Origin of the sequence: Caedibacter taeniospiralis, from assembly GCF_002803295.2 — a bacterium.
Taxonomy (GTDB): domain Bacteria; phylum Pseudomonadota; class Gammaproteobacteria; order Francisellales; family Francisellaceae; genus Caedibacter; species Caedibacter taeniospiralis.
Map to the genome: position 1 here is coordinate 121,737 of NZ_PGGB02000002.1, position 17,885 is coordinate 139,621.

19 protein-coding genes are annotated in these 17,885 nt (G+C 42.2%); all 19 read left to right on the forward strand.

What is annotated here, in order from left to right; all coding sequences use genetic code 11:
• The first annotated feature begins 4 nt into the window (after window positions 1-4).
• The 19 genes from CU053_RS01445 to CU053_RS01535 all read left to right on the forward strand — a co-directional run bounded on the left by CU053_RS01445 (window position 5) and on the right by CU053_RS01535 (window position 17,872).
• Window positions 5-739 (forward strand): glutathione peroxidase, encoded by a 735-nt coding sequence (locus tag CU053_RS01445; protein ID WP_100550598.1) that lies wholly within the window; start codon window positions 5-7, stop codon window positions 737-739.
• 121 nt (window positions 740-860) lie between these two features.
• Window positions 861-1,097 (forward strand): DUF4160 domain-containing protein, encoded by a 237-nt coding sequence (locus CU053_RS01450; RefSeq protein ID WP_100550597.1) that lies wholly within the window; start codon window positions 861-863, stop codon window positions 1,095-1,097.
• On the forward strand, window positions 1,078-1,329 hold the full coding sequence (locus tag CU053_RS01455; RefSeq protein ID WP_100550596.1) for a DUF2442 domain-containing protein: 252 nt from the start codon (window positions 1,078-1,080) through the stop codon (window positions 1,327-1,329). Before CU053_RS01450 ends, CU053_RS01455 begins: the two co-directional genes overlap by 20 nt.
• A gap of 251 nt (window positions 1,330-1,580) precedes the next feature.
• The gene (locus tag CU053_RS01460; RefSeq protein ID WP_100550595.1) at window positions 1,581-3,506 is read left to right on the forward strand and encodes a lytic transglycosylase domain-containing protein; all 1,926 of its coding nucleotides are present in this window, start codon (window positions 1,581-1,583) and stop codon (window positions 3,504-3,506) included.
• A gap of 147 nt (window positions 3,507-3,653) precedes the next feature.
• Window positions 3,654-4,478 carry a type I methionyl aminopeptidase gene (gene map / locus CU053_RS01465; protein ID WP_100550594.1) on the forward strand — a complete coding sequence of 275 codons (825 nt, stop codon included), beginning with the start codon at window positions 3,654-3,656 and terminating at the stop codon, window positions 4,476-4,478.
• A gap of 10 nt (window positions 4,479-4,488) precedes the next feature.
• A complete protein-coding gene (locus CU053_RS01470; RefSeq protein ID WP_158106915.1) occupies window positions 4,489-5,322 on the forward strand; it encodes a hypothetical protein in 834 nt (277 codons plus the stop codon).
• 86 nt (window positions 5,323-5,408) lie between these two features.
• On the forward strand, window positions 5,409-5,732 hold the full coding sequence (fdxA, locus tag CU053_RS01475) for a ferredoxin FdxA (protein ID WP_100550592.1): 324 nt from the start codon (window positions 5,409-5,411) through the stop codon (window positions 5,730-5,732).
• A 20-nt stretch (window positions 5,733-5,752) separates the two neighbouring features.
• Window positions 5,753-6,304 carry a D-glycero-beta-D-manno-heptose 1,7-bisphosphate 7-phosphatase gene (gene gmhB / locus CU053_RS01480; RefSeq protein ID WP_100550591.1) on the forward strand — a complete coding sequence of 184 codons (552 nt, stop codon included), beginning with the start codon at window positions 5,753-5,755 and terminating at the stop codon, window positions 6,302-6,304.
• On the forward strand, window positions 6,301-7,044 hold the full coding sequence (locus CU053_RS01485; protein ID WP_100550590.1) for a lysophospholipid acyltransferase family protein: 744 nt from the start codon (window positions 6,301-6,303) through the stop codon (window positions 7,042-7,044). Before gmhB ends, CU053_RS01485 begins: the two co-directional genes overlap by 4 nt.
• A gap of 17 nt (window positions 7,045-7,061) precedes the next feature.
• Entirely contained in the window at window positions 7,062-7,955 is an 894-nt protein-coding gene (gene galU, locus CU053_RS01490) for a UTP--glucose-1-phosphate uridylyltransferase GalU (RefSeq protein WP_100550589.1), read from the forward strand.
• Window positions 7,956-8,546 carry a guanylate kinase gene (gmk, locus tag CU053_RS01495; RefSeq protein WP_100550588.1) on the forward strand — a complete coding sequence of 197 codons (591 nt, stop codon included), beginning with the start codon at window positions 7,956-7,958 and terminating at the stop codon, window positions 8,544-8,546.
• A gap of 25 nt (window positions 8,547-8,571) precedes the next feature.
• Window positions 8,572-9,384, forward strand: coding sequence for a hypothetical protein (locus CU053_RS01500; protein WP_100550587.1), 813 nt, complete (start codon window positions 8,572-8,574; stop codon window positions 9,382-9,384).
• 50 nt (window positions 9,385-9,434) lie between these two features.
• On the forward strand, window positions 9,435-10,862 hold the full coding sequence (gltX, locus tag CU053_RS01505; RefSeq protein ID WP_100550586.1) for a glutamate--tRNA ligase: 1,428 nt from the start codon (window positions 9,435-9,437) through the stop codon (window positions 10,860-10,862).
• A gap of 17 nt (window positions 10,863-10,879) precedes the next feature.
• Window positions 10,880-11,788: a D-alanine--D-alanine ligase gene (locus CU053_RS01510; RefSeq protein ID WP_100550585.1), complete on the forward strand. Its 909-nt coding sequence runs from the start codon at window positions 10,880-10,882 to the stop codon at window positions 11,786-11,788.
• Entirely contained in the window at window positions 11,785-12,519 is a 735-nt protein-coding gene (locus CU053_RS01515; protein ID WP_100550584.1) for a cell division protein FtsQ/DivIB, read from the forward strand. Before CU053_RS01510 ends, CU053_RS01515 begins: the two co-directional genes overlap by 4 nt.
• 381 nt (window positions 12,520-12,900) lie before the next feature.
• Window positions 12,901-14,136 carry a cell division protein FtsA gene (ftsA, locus tag CU053_RS01520; RefSeq protein WP_100550583.1) on the forward strand — a complete coding sequence of 412 codons (1,236 nt, stop codon included), beginning with the start codon at window positions 12,901-12,903 and terminating at the stop codon, window positions 14,134-14,136.
• 44 nt (window positions 14,137-14,180) lie between these two features.
• A complete protein-coding gene (gene ftsZ, locus CU053_RS01525; RefSeq protein ID WP_100550582.1) occupies window positions 14,181-15,380 on the forward strand; it encodes a cell division protein FtsZ in 1,200 nt (399 codons plus the stop codon).
• Between the two features lie 96 nt (window positions 15,381-15,476).
• Complete coding sequence (locus CU053_RS01530; protein ID WP_100550581.1) at window positions 15,477-16,532, forward strand: efflux RND transporter periplasmic adaptor subunit; 1,056 nt, start codon at window positions 15,477-15,479, stop codon at window positions 16,530-16,532.
• Between the two features lie 2 nt (window positions 16,533-16,534).
• A complete protein-coding gene (locus CU053_RS01535; protein ID WP_158106916.1) occupies window positions 16,535-17,872 on the forward strand; it encodes an efflux RND transporter periplasmic adaptor subunit in 1,338 nt (445 codons plus the stop codon).
• Window positions 17,873-17,885 lie beyond the last annotated feature (13 nt).

Here is a 17,885-nt window from a genome sequence, read left to right on the forward strand (position 1 = left end):
TAAAATGTTTAAGAATCTAGAAAAACAGACAGTGCCAGCGGTAACCTTCAAAACGATGCAAGATGGGCAGTGGAAGGATGTGACAAGCGGTGATATTTTCAAAGGCAAAAATGTGATTGTATTTTCGTTGCCTGGTGCGTTTACGCCAACGTGCTCGTCTTCACATGTGCCTCGTTACAATGAGCTATTCCCCGTATTTAAACAGCATGGAATTGATGCGATTGTGTGTATATCCGTCAATGATACCTTTGTCATGAATGCCTGGAAAAAAGAGCAAAAGGTGGAAAACATTACTTTTATTCCAGATGGGAACGGTGAGTTTACCGAGAAAATGGGTCTACTTGTCAATAAGGCTGATTTAGGCTTTGGTAAGCGCTCATGGCGCTATGCGATGCTTGTTAAAGATGGTGTCATCGCTAAGATGTTTATTGAGCCCAATAAACCAGGTGACCCATTTGAAGTCTCTGATGCCGACACCATGCTCAAGTATGTTGCTCCTAATGCCAGGCTGCCAAAAGAGGTGACGATTTTCACCAAACCAGGATGTCCGCATTGCCAAAGGGCAAAGACATTACTTGCAGATAACGGGCAAGTATATGATGAGGTCATCCTGGGGCAGGGAGCTTCAATGCGCACGGTTAAAGCATTAACAGGCAAACAAACCGTGCCGCAAATCTATATTGATGGACAGCATATTGGGGGTACGGATGATTTGGAGATGTATTATGCACGTAAGTGAAGGTGGATTATTCATTCATACAAATGTTGGGAGACTGGGTCTGTTATCGATAATTTGTCTTTGACTTAGCTTTTAACAGTCTCTAGAATCGAGTTAAATAATCTTGAGACCATGAATTTCCATGCCTACTGTGCTTAAAATTGGTTCATATCGATTTTTCTTTTACAGTAATGAGAGCGATGAACCTGCCCATATTCATGTTGAAAGAGAGGATAAGGAGGCTAAATTTTGGTTGGTAGATGTACGACTTGCTAGTTCATATGGTTTTACTACGCATGAATTAAATAAAATTAAACAAATGGTGGTTGAGAACAAGAGAGTATTTTTGGAGAAGTGGTATGAATATTTTACATCATGAAGCAATAGCGGATAACGTTTCATTTACGGATGATGAGTTGATTGTTAGATTGAAGGACGCTCGCACTATTATCGTTCCTCTGATGTGGTACCCTAAGCTTGAAAATGCAACAAAAGAGCAACTCCTTAATTATCGACTGATCGCTGGAGGTAGGGGTATTCATTGGACAGATTTGGATGAGGATTTAAGTGTTAATGGATTTCTTAAAGGCATTTCCCTATCGGTTGCTTAGATGCCTAAAATATATTTTAATTCGTTGCTATGAATAATCGTGGCGACAAAGGCGTCAACTAGGGCTCTGAATGTCATAAATACGGCGCTTCATCAAAGCGGAGTATAAAATGAGCATTATTGAATAGAGGTGAGACCAAGGTGTGCTATTGTAATGCTTTTTAGTGCAAAGGACATGATCGTTATTGAGTTTGTGGCATATTTCTTATTAAATGAAGCATCGTTTACCTATACTTTGGACCTGTGTGATTTATGCGATTTAGAAGATTAGCGTTGCTTGTCTCATCTGTCGTGCTTTTTTCAACAAGCTATGCCATGGATAAGGTTGAACTCAGCAATTATCAGAAAGCAGAGAGCCTTTTAGTAAAGAGGGATTATCAAGCTTATTATCAGGTGAAAGCGAAATTGGCTAAAGCGCCGTTATATCCTTTCTTACAATATCAGGAAATTTCACTTGATCCTGATCATTTTAAACAGGAAACAATCGACAGCTATTTGACGCAAAATAAAGGAACTTTCTGGGCGAAACAGTTGAAAGAAGATCTGGCAAATTTTTATCTTAAAAAGCAAGATTGGCAAAATTTTTTACATTATTACGATAACAATCTGGGATTTAATGGAAAATGTTATGTGGTACAAGCTGAGTATGCTATTGGGCAAAAAAGCATAGCAGTGAGCGAATTTACGGAGCTATGGTTATCACGTGCGCGCTTGCCTCAAGCATGTAATGAGTTTGAATCAATCTGGGGGAAAGAAGCTCACTTAGCTGAGCAACAAATTCGTTTAAAAGCCTATGCTTTGGCAAGCTCTGGTTATGTGGAACAAGCGGTGAAATGGATCACTAAAACACAAAATAAAGAGCTCCAAGGCTTTTATGCGCTATGGCTTAAGACCACTCAAAATCCTAATAAGTATATGGGTGATTGGACGTTACGGTATTATAAAATGAATGGTTTTTCAGCGGCAATGCTGAGTGTGATGGCAAATCTATCAGCTAAGGATACGCCTTATGCTGAAAATCTTTGGCTCAAGTTTAAACAAAAGCATCTATTAGAGAAGAAGACGATAAACCTTGTCAATGCAGAAGTTGCCATTGCCTATGCAAGATCACACGACAAGCAAGCCATACAATGGCTGGATAAGATTGAAAACGAGTACGCTTCAAGTTTATTATGGCAGTGGCGTTTAAGAACGGCGATTTATTGGAGAGATTATCAGCAGTATTTAACCTGGTATGACGAGCTTCCTAGTAACCTCAAAGGCGCAGATGAGTGGTGTTACTGGCAGGCAAAAAGCTATCAAGGATTAAAAGAAAATACGAAAGCACAACCGATATTAACCGAACTGGCTAAACAGACAAGTTATTACGGTTTTTTAGCGGCAGATGAGTTAGGCGTATCCTATGCCCTGAGTAATCAAGCGGCAAGGACAGATAAGAAAACAACGGATGAGGTTGGCAAAAATCAGACCGTTTTGCAGATTTTTGATTTATACCAGATTGGGAAATATGGCTTGTCTTATGCACTTTGGCGCTTTAGTCTCAATGGTTTTACCCTAGGTGAAAAGTTAGCTATTGCCACGCTTGCTGCCCAAAGGAAAGTCTATCAAATATCAACAAGTGCTTACGCTAATGCAGGTGCAAGCGATGATCTTTGGGGTTTGTATCCATTAGCGTTTTGGGGAGATATTGAAAAGGCGGCAAAGGAGTTTGCCATCAAACCGGCGGTGATTATTTCCATGATGCGCCAGGAGTCTGCATTTCGCGTGCATGGTACCTCATCGGCTAGTGCGACAGGACTCATGCAGTTATTGCCGACAACGGCTGAATTTTTGGCAAAAAAATACCGTCTTGACTACAAAGAAGGTGACTTATATCAACCCGATAAGGTGATTATGTTAGGTGCTGCAAATCTAAATTTCATGGATAAATTATTCAATAATAATTTAATTGTAAGCATGGCAGCATATAATGCAGGACAAGGCAATGTAGCAAAATGGTTGCCTGAACATGAACTTACCGCTGATCAGTGGATTGAAGTTATGCCATTTGCTGAGACGCGGCAGTACGTCAAAAATATCTTGCGTAATTTGGTGATTTATAATCAGGTGATATTAGGAAATAAGAAATTCCGATTGGCGCAGGTGATGCAAGGTGTGTCACGGAAAGATAAAACCTAACAAAAAGGCGCTGACGGCGAATTAGGGAGATTAAATCTGCCCAGGGCGTTGCGGAGGAGTTGTTATCGTTAAATTTCACCTTAGGACATTCTTTGCATGGAAAAGCTCGTGTTAATACATGTACAATGTGACCTTTGTGACTCAATAATGAATTTACTCAAAAGTAATAGGCGAATGAATAATATAATTTTGAAAACACCCGAACAGATAGAAAAAATGCGCGTTGCAGGCCGTTTAGCTGCTGATGTGCTGGAGATGATAGGGCAACATGTTGTTCCGGGAGTAACCACCGAAGCATTGGATAAAATCTGTCATGATTACATCGTTAATGAGCAAGCCGCAATTCCTGCACCTTTGAAGTATCGAGGCTTCCCTAAGTCAATTTGCACGTCGATAAATCACGTGGTCTGCCATGGAATTCCCTCGGATAAAAAGCTTAAAGCTGGGGATATTATCAATATCGATGTGACGGTTATCAAAGATGGCTTTCATGGAGATACGAGTAAAATGTTTTTTGTGGGCGGGCGGGATAAGGCTTCGATATTGGCGCAGCGTCTAACCGATGTTACTTATGAGTGCCTGATGAGGGGAATTGAAGTAGTTAAACCTGGAAATAAGCTACTAGATGTTGCAAACGCTATAGAGAAACATGCAAAGTCGCATAATTTCTCGGTGGTTGAAGTGTTTTGTGGTCATGGCATTGGTCAGGCGTTCCACGAAGAACCACAGGTGCTTCACTATGTTTCCAAGTTGCCTCATGAGCATAAATGTTTGCAAACTGTGTTAAAACCTGGGATGACTTTTACGATTGAGCCGATGATTAATGCGGGTAAAAAACATGTCACTATATTGCGTGATGGCTGGACTGCCGTGACCAAGGATAAGAGTCTATCCGCTCAGTGGGAACATACTTTGGCAATCACAGAAATTGGCGTTGAAGTATTAACAAAGCGCCAAGATGAATCTATTTAGGTCGTCAATTATGCTAAGCCAACACCAAGTCAATGAAGTTTGTCAAATGCTAAAACGTGATGGTCAGGAGATTAGCATTGCCAAAGTGCGTAAATTCCTGGACAGGCATTATTCCTTTTTTGATGTGACAGATAAGGTGTTGCTGTACAAAGAAAACCCTGATAAAGCGCGTGAAGTTGCTAAAAAAGAAGTGATTAAAACCACCGAAACTCCTGTCCAGGGCTTAGGTGCCGTGATCGATCGGGTGTTATTGTCTTGCGCGTTGCATGAACATAAACAGGTAGCGCTGAATTTGAAGGAAAAACTTCAAGCTCATGTCGATGAAGCCATTAAACTCAAGGTGTATCAATGTGAATTACAACTTAAGAAAATTCGTCAAAAAAATGATCATTTAGAAGTAAATTTTTATGGTATGCAGGCAAGGTTGCAACAGTTAATCGAAGATCAAAAAGTGCTAAAGGAGCAAAATTATCTTTTGCAGCAGCAATTGCAGAAAGCACAGACGCAAAAAAATCATCGCATCGACGAGGAAGCTATTCAGCAGAAACCTGCACAAATGAGGGATTATCAAACACAAATAACGCTTCTTAATACTGAATGCTGTGCTGTGTATGATGTGCAAAGGCAGAGTATTGTGGTCAAACTTCCGCCAAAGCATAAGCTGGAAAAAGAGTTTCAAAAAGGAGTGAACAGCATGTACTTACGTGCCAATGCGGTTTATGATTTTGCTACAAAATACTGGTTTTTGGATCAATTCGAGACCAAAACGATCAGCCTGTTAGTGCGAAATAATTTTGTTATTTCAAAAGAGTTGGCATATGTCCTGCAAAAGTTGCAGGAATGAATGTGAATTACTGGAGTTAGGTCTTTTAAAAGACTTGGTAAGTGTTAGAATATTGACGTTTTGATGAGTCTAAAGGTATCGAATATATGCCGTTTGTAGTAACCGAGAGTTGTATTAAGTGTAAATTTGGGGATTGTGTTGAAGTTTGCCCGGTTGATTGTTTCTATGAGGGTGAGAACATGCTGGTTATTAACCCTGATGAGTGTATTGATTGTGCGTTATGTGAGCCTGAGTGTCCTGTTAATGCTATTTACTCAGAGGATGAATTACCCGAAGATCAGTTAGAGTTTGTTGAGCTTAATCGCGAGTTGTCGCAAGTGTGGGACAATATCACCGAGAAGTGTGATCCGCCAGAAGATGCGGACAAATGGCGCGAGGTTAAAGAGAAACGCCAATATTTGATCAAGTAATTTGTAAAGTCGGAAATGTAATGGAGCTGGCAAAACCCCAATTAGTCATATTGGATCGAGATGGTGTTATTAATGAAGACTCGGATGACTATATTAAATCAGTTGACGAATGGCAGCCAATTGCAGGCAGTATAGAGGCGCTAAAGAAACTCAAACAAAATGAAATTAAAGTGGCAATTGCAACGAATCAGTCAGGAATTGCGCGAGGTTTATTTGACCTTTTTGATTTACATCAAATGCACCAGAAGCTTTATCAGTTACTGGCTGAAGACGCAGATGCTATTTGTCACATTGCCTGTTGTCCTCATGCCCCAGATGATCAGTGTGATTGTCGAAAGCCTGGGATTGGGATGCTTCAAGAAATCAGTCAGAAGCTCAATATTGCACTAACACCAGAAGTATATTTTGTTGGTGATAGTTTTAAGGATGTTCAGGCAGCATTAAGAGCAAATTGCACGCCTGTACTGGTTAAAACGGGTAAAGGATTAAAAACATTGGCGCAGCATCAGCATGAGTTAGCTAAGATCATGGTATTTGATAGTTTACAGCAGTTTGTGGAGTCGATCGTATGAAGTTAGTGCGCCTTTTGTGGCATAGTGTTTTATGGGTGCGCCAAATTATTTTTGTGGTGTATATGGCGATATTGACCATTGTCTTAGCCTCAGTAACGGTTATGCTGGGAGTGCTTAGGTTGCCGATCAGGGTGAAACTTATTCCTGCAAAAGTCTGGTCTGTACTCATACGCTCAGGGCTAGTCATTTTTTTATGGCTTCGAGTAAAGGTAGAAGGTAAAGAGAATTTGCTGAGTGAGCCATGTGTATATGTTTGTAAGCATCAATCTTCTTGGGAAACAGTTGTTTTTCATGGAATGTTACATAATATCTGTTTTGTTTTAAAGGAGGAGTTACTAGGCGTGCCAGTGTTTGGGCATGGGCTTAAAGCGGTAGATAGTATTCCGATTGATCGCAAACAAAGTCTGAAGTCTTTTAAAAAAGTATTGCAGATGGGGAAAGCGCGTTTGCAATCAGGGTTAAGTATTGTAATCTTTCCTGAAGGAACACGCGTACCTGTCAAATCGTATCCAAAGTTTTATAAAACAGCGATTACCTTAGCAAAATCGACAGGAGCGATGATAGTTCCCGTTGCACATAACTCAGGGAGGTTTTGGCCAAATAAGGCGGGATTGATCAAGCCTGGGGTGGTGACTTTGTCATTTGGACCTGCGATTTCACCGAGTGAGCTTGGGATAGATGAATTAAATGAACACTGTTATCAGTGGATTAATGACAAAGTTAAATCTATTGGTGGCTAGTTTTAAGGAGTAAGTTGATGAAGATTACTAAGGCCGTGTTTCCTGTGGCAGGGTTTGGCACGCGTTTTTTACCCGCTACTAAAGCATCCCCTAAAGAAATGCTGACAGTTGTTGATAAGCCGTTGATTCAATATGCTGTAGAAGAAGCGATTGAAGCGGGTATTAATGAGTTGATTTTTGTGACGAGTACCCATAAGCGTGCGATTGAAGATCACTTTGACAAGAACTTTGAATTGGAGTATCACCTCGAACAAAAAGGAAAGCTTGATCTTCTGGAGTCTGTACGTAATATTCTACCTGCAGGGGTCAACTGTGCGTATATCAGACAAAGGGAAGCGCTTGGCTTGGGACACGCGGTGCTATGTGCCAAGCCCCTGGTTGGGAATGAACCGTTTGCTGTACTATTGGCAGATGACTTAATTGATAACATCAATGGTGAGGGGGCGTTATCACAGCTCATGCGTCAATATTATTATCAAAAATGTGGTGTAATTGCGGTGCAAGAGGTGCCAAGAAAAGACACGGGATCTTATGGCATCGTTAAAACACGAGCGGATCAGAGCATTGAGGCGATTATTGAAAAGCCATCCCCTGAAAAAGCTCCATCAACGAGTGCTGTTGTTGGGCGTTATATTCTGCCTGGTGAAATTTTTGGTTATTTGGAAACCATTCCAAAAGGAGCAGGAGGCGAAATTCAACTTACCGATGCTCTTGCTAAATTGATTGAAACCCAGCGTCTAGTGGCGCATAACTTCAAGGGTACACGCTATGATTGTGGTGACAAACTAGGTTTTTTGATTGCTAATTTTGAGATGGCAACTCGAGATAAGCTGTTTGGACAAAAGTTTATGACTCATGTTCAGGCGATGTTAAGCACGGAAAAAGGAAATAAAACAGAGAGTCAGAAATAGATGAGTACAACAGGGGTGGTTTATGTTGTTTCGGCACCTTCAGGTGCTGGAAAAACTTCGTTGCTTAAGGCATTGGTGAAAATACAGAAGGATATTGCCGTGAGTGTGTCGCACACTACGCGTAAACCTCGTTTGCAAGAGCTTGAGGGCGTGCACTATCACTTTGTCTCCAATACTGAGTTTGAGAAACTGATTGCCGAAGATGCGTTTATCGAATATGCCAGGGTTTTTGATCACTACTATGGAACCTCCAAAGCATCCGTTTCGGAACTAACAGAAAAGGGTTTAGATGTTATCTTGGAAATCGATTGGCAAGGTGCAAAGCAGGCTCGCAAAGTTTTTAAAGAGAACTGTGTGAGTATTTTTATTATGCCCCCTTCGTTAGCGGCGTTGCGTGAACGTTTGTTAGAGCGTGGACAAGATTCACAAGAGGTTATCGCAAGACGAATGGCGGCTGCCAAAAGTGAAGCTTCTCACGCCAAAGAATATGATTATGTCATTATCAATGATGACTTTGAGGAAGCCTTAAAGGATTTGAGAGCATGTTTTCGTGTGCAAAAGTTAAAATCCAATATAGGGTTCCAACTGTGAAACAAACAAATTAAGAAGGTTCGCGATGATCAAAAAAATCAAGAAGACACTGATATTTTCAGCATTGTCATTTTCAGTGGCAAACAGTTATGAAGTATGTGGAATAGACAAGGTGGGTTGCTCATTAATTTCTATTTCTCCCGCGATTGGCTATTACAAATATGAAGAGCCCAAGATTCATACGCCGCAAGGGCAAAAGTACATGAATATCAAGGGAGTGAGCTTTCGCCTGGATGGTGCTTATCAATACATCGATCGCAATCGTGTTACTTTAATCGTTGATGGCGAGCTTGCCTTTGTCAATGGTAAATATGATGGATTCCTCCAAAATGGAGAGCCGTTTCAGATGAGTAATGACGATAGCTACATTTTAGGTGTTTCACCCAAAATTGGTTATGTTTTCTCCTGGCAAGGTGTAGGGGTAAATTTAACTCCTTTTGTTGGCTTGGGGTACCGTTTTCTAGACAATGACACATCAGGTACTTCTGGGGGATATAAAAGGATTTCCAATTACTTTTATATCCCCATAGGGGTCGACTTTGATTGGCGTAAGAATAAATTTATGTTGCAGTCAAGGGTTGAGTTTGATGGATTGATTCAAGGCGTTCAATATTCGAGTGTCGATGGTGGGGTTACTAATGACCAGCGTGAGGGCTGGGGGGCTAATGCTTATGTGTTATTGGGGCGTGATCAGGGAGGTTGGGCGTGGCTTGTCGGCCCGTATGTTAAATACTGGAAGATGCAAACCTCAGAGACTTCAACGGGCAATACCGGAAATTGGGTGGAACCCGAGAATAATACGTTAGAAAGTGGTGTGCAGTTCAAGTTTATTTTCTAATAGATAAAACTGCATTTTTCAGAGAATAAACTTAAAGGTAGATAACTATTGTGACTAGAAAAGTAAAAACCCGTTTTGCTCCAAGTCCTACGGGGTACTTGCATGTCGGTGGTGCACGAACGGCATTATTTTCATGGGTATATGCACGCAAAAACCATGGTGAGTTTGTGTTAAGAATTGAAGACACGGATCTTGAGCGCTCGACACCAGAAGCCGTACAAGCAATTCTAGATGGCATGGATTGGCTCGGTCTTTATGCCGATGATGTGCCTTATTATCAAACACAGCATTTTGCGCGTTACAAGGAAGTCATCGAGCAATTATTGCAGCAAAATAAAGCCTATCGCTGCTACTGTTCGCGCGAACGTTTAGAGGCATTACGAGAGTCGCAGATGGCAAACAAAGAAAAGCCTCGCTATGATCGACATTGCCGTCATTTATCTGTGAATGAGCAAGAACCTTCCATGCCACACGTTATTCGTTTTAAAAATCCAGAAAATGGTGTGGTCACCTGGCGTGATGCAGTCAAGGGTGAGATCAGCATTGCGAATGCTGAGCTTGATGATTTAATTATTCAACGCACAGATAGCGCGCCAACCTATAATTTTTGTGTGGTTGTTGATGATATTGATATGCAAATCACGCATGTTGTGCGTGGAGATGATCATGTTAATAATACCCCAAGGCAAATCAATTTATATCATGCCTTATCTGCTGAGATTCCCGTGTTTGCTCATGTGCCGATGATTTTGGGAGATGACGGTAAAAAACTGTCAAAGCGCCATGGTGCGGTAAGTGTCATGCAATACAAAGAAGAAGGTTATTTGCCAGAGGCCTTGATTAACTATCTTATTCGCCTAGGTTGGTCGCATGGTGATCAGGAAGTCTTTAGCATGGAGGAGATCCTGAAGTATTTTGAATTGGATGATATTAATGCCTCAGCCTCCGCATTTAACACAGAAAAACTCAATTGGCTAAATCAATATTATCTGCGTCACTTGCCTGCTGAAGAGATTGCTAAACATTTAACTTACCATTTTGTACAAGCGGGACTGGACATCAGTCATGGTCCCGCGCTTGAAACGCTTATTCCAGTGATGGCAGAAAAGGTAAAAACATTAAAAGAACTCGTACAGCAATCTGTTTATTTCTATCAGGATTTTGACACCTATGATGAAAAGGCGTCGCTCAAGCATCTCTCACAAGAGGCGATTATAGTGCTAAAAACAGTCAATAATAAGTGCGAACTATTAACCACTGAACAGTGGCAGGATGAGCATGTGCTTCACATGGTACTTAAAGATGTTGCTACTGAATTAAATCTAGGGATGGGCAAAGTCGGGATGCCTGTGCGTGTTGCCGTGACGGGTTCAGGGCAATCGCCAGATATTGGTATTACCTTAAAATGGTTAGGGAAGCACAGGGTGATCGAACGTTTGCAAAAAGCTCTTGATTTTATTCAATGCAAAGAACAATAAATACTAGGAGCAATTGCATGTCTGATTTAAAACATAAGTTTGGGAAAGTGGCTGTGCTATACGGCGGAAACTCTGCTGAGCGCGAAGTATCACTGCGTTCGGGAGCAGCAGTAATTGCTGCTTTAGAAAAAGCAGGTGTTGAGGTGATAGCGATTGATGCCTCAGGCAAAGCCCTGGTGACAAAACTGCTCATGGCAAATGTCGATCGCTGTTTGATTATGCTTCATGGGGGTGACGGTGAAAATGGTCATGTGCAGGCGTTATTGCATGAATTAGAGATTCCCTATACCGGTGCCAATGCCTTAGCTTGTGCGCTGACGATGGATAAAATAAAAACCAAGAAGCTTTGGCAGATAGAGGGGCTACTCACCCCGAAAGCAAAAATTATTGATCAAAGACTTGATATTTCAGGACTTAAATTTCCACTGGCAATTAAGCCCACAAGTCAGGGATCCAGTGTTGGGACGCATAAGGTAAAGAGTCAAGATGAGCTTGAAGCGGCATACCTGGATGCCTGCCAATATGGTGAGGTAATGGCAGAAGAATGGATTACGGGAAAAGAGCTAACAGTATCTATTGTTAATGGGATAGCGCTGCCATCGATCTGGATTGAGCCGAAGCTTGAGTTTTATACCTACGAGGCAAAATATACTAAGGAAGCAGGGACTTGTTATCACTGCCCCAGTGGAATTAGTGAAGCATTCGAAGAAGAGACTCAAGCAATTGCATTAAAGGCTTTTAACATCGTTGGTTGCCGTGGTTGGGGGAGAGTGGATTTCATGTTATCGCCACAAAATAAGCTTTACTTGATCGAGGTTAATACGGTGCCTGGGATGACAAATTTAAGTTTAGTCCCAAAGGCTGCACAGCAATATGGTTGGGATTTTGAAACCCTGGTGCTAAAAATACTCGAAAGTTCTCTATGAAGCTCAGGTTATATCTAAAGATCACGTGTCTTGTCCTCATGGTCGTGCTTCCATTGGCAGGAGTGCGTTACATCTTTAAGGAAAGTAGCGTGCATCTGCAAAAGGTGAACATTCTGACTAAAGGAGAGCTGGATTATATTTCCAAACCCCAAATTATCAACTTAATTAAGCCATTTCAACAGGAAACCTGGTGGGAGCTCAGAGTGAGTGAGGTTGAGTCGGCACTGAAGACCTATCCTGGAATTAAAGCGATAAAGGTCCAAAAAAAATGGCCAGATCAACTGACGCTTGAACTAACAGAATATCAACCCAAAGCTTATTGGAATTCTCAGAGCCAGATTTTATTGGAGAATGGTGAGATCATCGCACCCAAATACTTTACTGCCAAGACCGCATTGCCCATATTTTCTGGAGATGAGGAAAATAAAGCGATTATTGCTGACAAGTACCAGGTCTTAGCAAAGATCGCCAGGCAGAATCGTTTTGAGCTGATGGACATCAAGTATCAGGGGAATCAATGGCAAGTCGGTTTAAATACAGGTGTAAAGGTATGGTTAGGCGATGTGGATGTAGAAAATAAGTTGAGTGACTTGCTAAGCAACTACCAAAATATAGAAGTTCCAAAAGGGCAAAAACTAATGAGTGTAGACATGCGCTATCATAGTGGTTTTGCCGTTGGTTTTGCGCCTGATGGCGTGGAAAACAGGAATACTGCAAGTGTAAAAAAATAGCTTTGATAGAGTTTCTGTCTATCACTAAGTGTGAGCTGTCGGTGTGACACTGATTACTCACACCGACACGCTTGGGAGAATTATTTTCCCATGCCAATAAACGCAGGGGCGTATTAAATACGCCCTTTGAGGTGGAAATCCTGGTAAAGCCAAAAAATATCAAGTTTACGGTGTAAGCAAGATTCAGTTTTATTGAATTTATGGTACAGTGGGCGCAGTTTATTAAAACCTTGGGGCAGGGTGGCGTCGTTGTCGTTTTTAGATCGTTGAACCAAGTAGAAAATGACTGTTTTTCCAGTCCTACTGTGTTTTCTGATTGAAAAACAAGCGTGTGCAAAACCTATAGTGCAATGCTAAAACAGGAAAATGAGTATTTAGAATATGTCTGGAATCGTGGAAAAAAAGATACTGTGTGCCATTGATATCGGAACCTCGAAAGTTGTTGCTCTGGTTGCTGAAGTCAATGAAGATGAGCAGATCAATATTATTGGGATTGGCACACAACCTTCAAAGGGGCTCAAAAAGGGTGTGATTGTCAACATTGATGCTACTGTGAAAGCGATTCAAAAAGCGGCTCAAGAGGCGGAGGATGTGTGTGGATTTAATATCAAAGAAGCCTATATTGGAATCGCAGGAAGCCATATCCGTAGTTTTGACTCGCACGGGGTGGTGGCGATTGAGAGTTCAGAAGTTTCTCAGCAAGATTTGGATCGAGTGATCGATTCAGCAAAGGCCGTGCCGATGCCCGCGGATCAGGAGATTTTACACATTCTATATCAAGACTTTATGATTGATAATCACAATGGCATAAAAGAGCCGTTGGGGATGTCAGGGGTCCGTTTGGAAGCTAAGGTGCACATGGTTACGGCTTCATCAAGCGCCACCCAAAACATTAAAAAATGTGTCAACCGTTGTGGTATTAAGGTGCAGGATATTGTACTGGAGCAGCTTGCTTCAAGCTATGCCGTACTGACAGATGACGAGAAAGAGCTCGGTGTATGCTTGATCGACATCGGTGGCGGCACAACTGATGTGGCTGTTTTTGTTGAAGGTGCGATCAAACACACTTCGGTTATTCCGATCGCAGGAAGTCAGATTACGAGTGATATTGCCCATGCGCTACGTGTGGCAACCGATACGGCTGAGCGGATTAAAATTCAGTATGGCTGCTCAATGAGTAATCTTGTGAAATCAGATGATGCGATTGAAATTCCAGGTCTTGCAGATCGTTTGGCGCGACGCGTACCTTTGCAAACTTTAGCGGGCGTGATTGAAGCCAGAACTGAAGAGCTGTTTGGCATTGTCTATGAAGCCTTAGATAAAAATAATCTGCTGGAAGCGATTTCGGCAGGGATTGTTTTAACTGGGGGAGCCGCCAAAATGAAGGGTATTGCGCAGCTGGCGGAAGAGATTTTTAAAGTTCCTGTGCGCATTGGTGGACCAACTAATATTACAGGCGTTCAGGATGTGTTACATAACCCCGTACACTCTACAGGTGTGGGATTAATAAAATATAGTCATATGCAGCTGGAAGAAGGGCAGCTTGCCTACGATGATGTGGTCGAAACATCAGGCATGTGGAGCAAGATGAAAGGCTGGTTTGGCAAGCACTTTTAGTTTAGATTTAAAGCTTAAATATTACAGTAAAGGAGTAATTTTAGATGTTTGAAATTTCAGAATCGCTAACAGATAACGCGGTGATCAAGGTTATTGGTGTTGGTGGCGGTGGCGGTAATGCGGTTGAACACATGTTATCGCAAAATATTGAAGGAGTTGAGTTTATTTGTGCCAATACTGACTCCCAAGCCCTTAAAAATTCCAGTGCACGTCATGTGATTCAAATTGGTACTGAACTGACAAAAGGACTTGGTGCGGGCGCTAATCCTGAAGTTGGTAAACGTGCGGCTCAGGAAGATCGTTCGCGTATTCAACAGGCACTAGAAGGTGCGGATATGGTGTTTATTACGGCTGGAATGGGTGGTGGTACAGGCACAGGAGCAGCTCCAATTATCGCTGAAGTTGCCAAAGAGATGGGTATTTTAACCGTTGCAGTCGTTACTAAGCCTTTTCCTTTTGAAGGGCGCCGTAGAATGCAACTGGCCGAGTATGGCATTAGTGAGTTATCACAAAGTGTGGATTCTTTGATCACTATTCCTAATGCTAAATTATTGAGTGTTTTAGGTAAAAACATCAGCCTTCTTGACGCCTTTAAAGCAGCCAATGGTGTGCTTCAAGGTGCGGTTCAGGGAATTGCTGAATTAATTACACGTCCAGGTCTTATCAACGTAGACTTTGCTGATGTCAGAACGGTGATGTCAGCCATGGGCGTTGCGATGATGGGAACAGCGACAGCGACAGGTGAAAATCGCGCGCGTCAAGCGGCAGAAGCGGCAGTGGCAAGCCCATTATTAGAGGATGTAAATTTGGCATGGGCAGAAGGTGTGCTTGTCAATATCACTGCAGGCATGGATATGTCAATTGGTGAGTTTGAAGAAGTGGGTGATGTGATCAAAGCCTTCACCTCAGATCAAGCGACGGTTGTTGTTGGTACGGTCATCGATTCAGAGATGTCAGATGAGCTACGTGTCACTATTGTGGTTACAGGTCTTGAAACAAATGTGGACAAGGTGGCTTTGGCTGGTGGTATTCACAAAGCAGCAAGCCCGTATTCACGCCAACCCGTCTCATTTCAGCAACAGCCAAAAATTGGTGAAAACAGTCCTTTTAATTCATCTAACATATTAAAGCGCCAAGCGCCTTCAATGGAAGTGTTAGAGAATGACAAAGAGCAAAAAACGACTGCTGAAGCGAGTGGTGAATATTTGGACATCCCAACTTTCTTGCGTCGCAAAGCAGATTAGAGGTTATTTTGCTGTAGTGCAGTAGCCTCCTCCGAGCGGTAGTGCAGTAAAAGTACGCAACTCCAGTAACAAAAAACATTAACAAGGAGGTTTCCAATGATGACACGTGTTCTCCCATTCATCCTCTGTGCTGTAGGTTTTCTGCCGCTCTCAATTTCTGCTGCGAACCTCCTCACGGCAGATGAAAAAAATTTTAGTGCTTACGCATCCCTTACCGCAGTCAATGAAGCAACGCTTTCGAGCAAACTAGCAAGCAGCATTGAGAATATCTTCTTTCGTCCAGGAGAAACTTTTAAAAAAGGCGATGTGTTGATCGCATTTGACTGTGAAGAAATACAGTTAGAGCTGGATAAAGCCAAAGCGGATTTCAAGTTGAGTGAAGCGGTGTTAAAAAGCACCAAGGATTTGAGGAAGTTGAATTCGGCGAGTAATCTGGAAGTGGCTAAGGCAGAAGGTGAGCATGAACGTAATATAGCACAAGTGCGCTTATTACAATTCAAAGAAAAGCAATGCAAACTGACAGCCCCTTATGATGGTGAGACCATTGTACAAGAGGTTAATGCGCATGAGACGGTAAAAATAGGGGATCCGCTACTGACGATTGTGAACAATCAGTCCTTGGAAGTGGAAATCTATGTCCCTTCTATTTGGCTGAAGGACATCCATATTGGCTCTTCTTTCCAGTTGCACCTTGATGAGTTTAGCCTAGACAAGACCTTTCATGGAGTCGTCACACAAATTGTCGATCGTATTGATCCTGCCAGTCAATCTGCCTTAATTTATGGCAGGCTGCAAAATAATACAGGGCTTTTTGCAGGAATGAGTGGTGTTGCGCAATTTGAAGTTAATTCTCCAATTAACGAATCAGCTAAAAGTCCAGGTATAATGAGTTCTTTGCTACCTCAGGATATTATGTCGGTAGTTAATGATTGGAGCTACCCACTTTCGCTGCACTACCCCGCCTCGCAGGCTCGGCACCCCTTCACCAGTGAAGGGGAATTTGGGGAATGCGTGTCGCTTAATTCCCCTTCACTGGTGAAGGGGTGGACGCAAAGCGGACGGGGTAGTCTTCAAAACCAGCAAAAGTGCATAACTTCAGTGAGTGAAGCGCATATCAATTCCGATTTAATGACAAATACGAAAGGATCATGATCGTGCAGGATGTTTTGCTGAACTTATTATCCATACAGCAGGCGCTGAATAAAATTAAAAAACTTCGTGAGCTTGCCTTCTTTATCAGTCATCAAACCAAATCAGTTATCGACTATGATCGAGCCATCGTGTGGTCAGTCAATCACTGGGATCATCCGCATGTGCTATCCGTTTCGGGGGTAACACAGCTTGATCGCCATAGTGACTATCAGATTAAATTCGATCATTTTATTTCGCTGATCCTGAAATCATATAAAACCACCAGCGACACCCTAATCATTAAACACAGTGAGGTGTCGGATAAATTGGCGGAGCTTTGGCCTGATAATTTGAGTGACAAGCTACTGCTGTATTTTTTTAAAGACCGTCATCAACGCATCTCAGGTGGCATGATTCTTTCCTCAACAGATGGGTTTAATGAACAAACCACCAAACAGCTGGAGTGGCTTGTTGAGGCGTACCAGGAAAGCTGGCAAAGGCTGTCTCATCCAAGTAAGCTTGTGCATAAACTGCTGTTTTATTTCACCTTGAAACGTGCCATTGTCTGGGCGGTCGTATTGATCGCATTGCTATTGATGCTGGTCAGGGTGCCAGAGACGACAGTTGCTCCAGCTTCCATTATTGCCAAGGATCCCTTTATTGTCACAGTTCCTATGGAGGGGGTGATTGAAAAAATAGAGGTATTCCCCGACCAAACGGTTGTTGCGGGGGATTTACTCTTTAGTATGGATAAGCGTGATCTTAAGAACGCTAGTGAGCTTGCTAAGCGTGAGCTTGCCACCGCGGTTGCCAAGTATAAAACGGCAATTCAAAGTGGTTTTGAGGACGTGAAAAAACGCGCAGAAATCAAGGTATTGCAGGCACAAATCAGTGAAAAGGAACTGGAGGTCGATTACACAAGCCATCTGCTGCAGGAAGCCGATGTCAAAGCTGAAGTTGCAGGAATTATTGTACTTGATAATAAAAACAGATGGATAGGCAAACCCGTGTCAACAGGTGAAAATATCATGCAGATCGCAGATAGTAATAGAGTCGAAATTGAGATATCGCTGCCAGTGGATCACGCTATTTTTTTCCACCCAGGTGACAAGGTGAAACTATTTTTAAATGCTGATCCCTTAAACCCTGTTTTGGGTACGATTGAATACAGCAGCTTTGAGGCAGCGATCGTGAATTCCAACATTTTGGCTTACCAAATCATTGCCAGTATTGACCGAAATCAAAGTGCTCCGCGCATTGGTAGCCAGGGAACGGCAAAAATCATCGGGAATAATGTCAGTCTGTTTTATTACTTGTTTAGAAAGCCAATCAGTAGTTTCAGGCAATTTACGGGGTGGTAGACCATGTTAGTCA

Coding starts and splice junctions, on each gene's coding strand:
- gmk (WP_100550588.1), top strand. CDS start 7,956: ATGAGTACAACAGGGGTGGTTTATGTTGTTTCGGCACCTTCAGGTGCT.
- CU053_RS01530 (WP_100550581.1), top strand. CDS start 15,477: ATGATGACACGTGTTCTCCCATTCATCCTCTGTGCTGTAGGTTTTCTG.
- CU053_RS01515 (WP_100550584.1), top strand. CDS start 11,785: ATGAAGCTCAGGTTATATCTAAAGATCACGTGTCTTGTCCTCATGGTC.
- CU053_RS01500 (WP_100550587.1), top strand. CDS start 8,572: ATGATCAAAAAAATCAAGAAGACACTGATATTTTCAGCATTGTCATTT.
- CU053_RS01455 (WP_100550596.1), top strand. CDS start 1,078: ATGAATATTTTACATCATGAAGCAATAGCGGATAACGTTTCATTTACG.
- galU (WP_100550589.1), top strand. CDS start 7,062: ATGAAGATTACTAAGGCCGTGTTTCCTGTGGCAGGGTTTGGCACGCGT.
- map (WP_100550594.1), top strand. CDS start 3,654: ATGAATTTACTCAAAAGTAATAGGCGAATGAATAATATAATTTTGAAA.
- ftsZ (WP_100550582.1), top strand. CDS start 14,181: ATGTTTGAAATTTCAGAATCGCTAACAGATAACGCGGTGATCAAGGTT.
- CU053_RS01445 (WP_100550598.1), top strand. CDS start 5: ATGTTTAAGAATCTAGAAAAACAGACAGTGCCAGCGGTAACCTTCAAA.
- CU053_RS01470 (WP_158106915.1), top strand. CDS start 4,489: ATGCTAAGCCAACACCAAGTCAATGAAGTTTGTCAAATGCTAAAACGT.
- CU053_RS01460 (WP_100550595.1), top strand. CDS start 1,581: ATGCGATTTAGAAGATTAGCGTTGCTTGTCTCATCTGTCGTGCTTTTT.
- CU053_RS01485 (WP_100550590.1), top strand. CDS start 6,301: ATGAAGTTAGTGCGCCTTTTGTGGCATAGTGTTTTATGGGTGCGCCAA.
- CU053_RS01510 (WP_100550585.1), top strand. CDS start 10,880: ATGTCTGATTTAAAACATAAGTTTGGGAAAGTGGCTGTGCTATACGGC.
- fdxA (WP_100550592.1), top strand. CDS start 5,409: ATGCCGTTTGTAGTAACCGAGAGTTGTATTAAGTGTAAATTTGGGGAT.
- ftsA (WP_100550583.1), top strand. CDS start 12,901: ATGTCTGGAATCGTGGAAAAAAAGATACTGTGTGCCATTGATATCGGA.
- gmhB (WP_100550591.1), top strand. CDS start 5,753: ATGGAGCTGGCAAAACCCCAATTAGTCATATTGGATCGAGATGGTGTT.
- CU053_RS01450 (WP_100550597.1), top strand. CDS start 861: ATGCCTACTGTGCTTAAAATTGGTTCATATCGATTTTTCTTTTACAGT.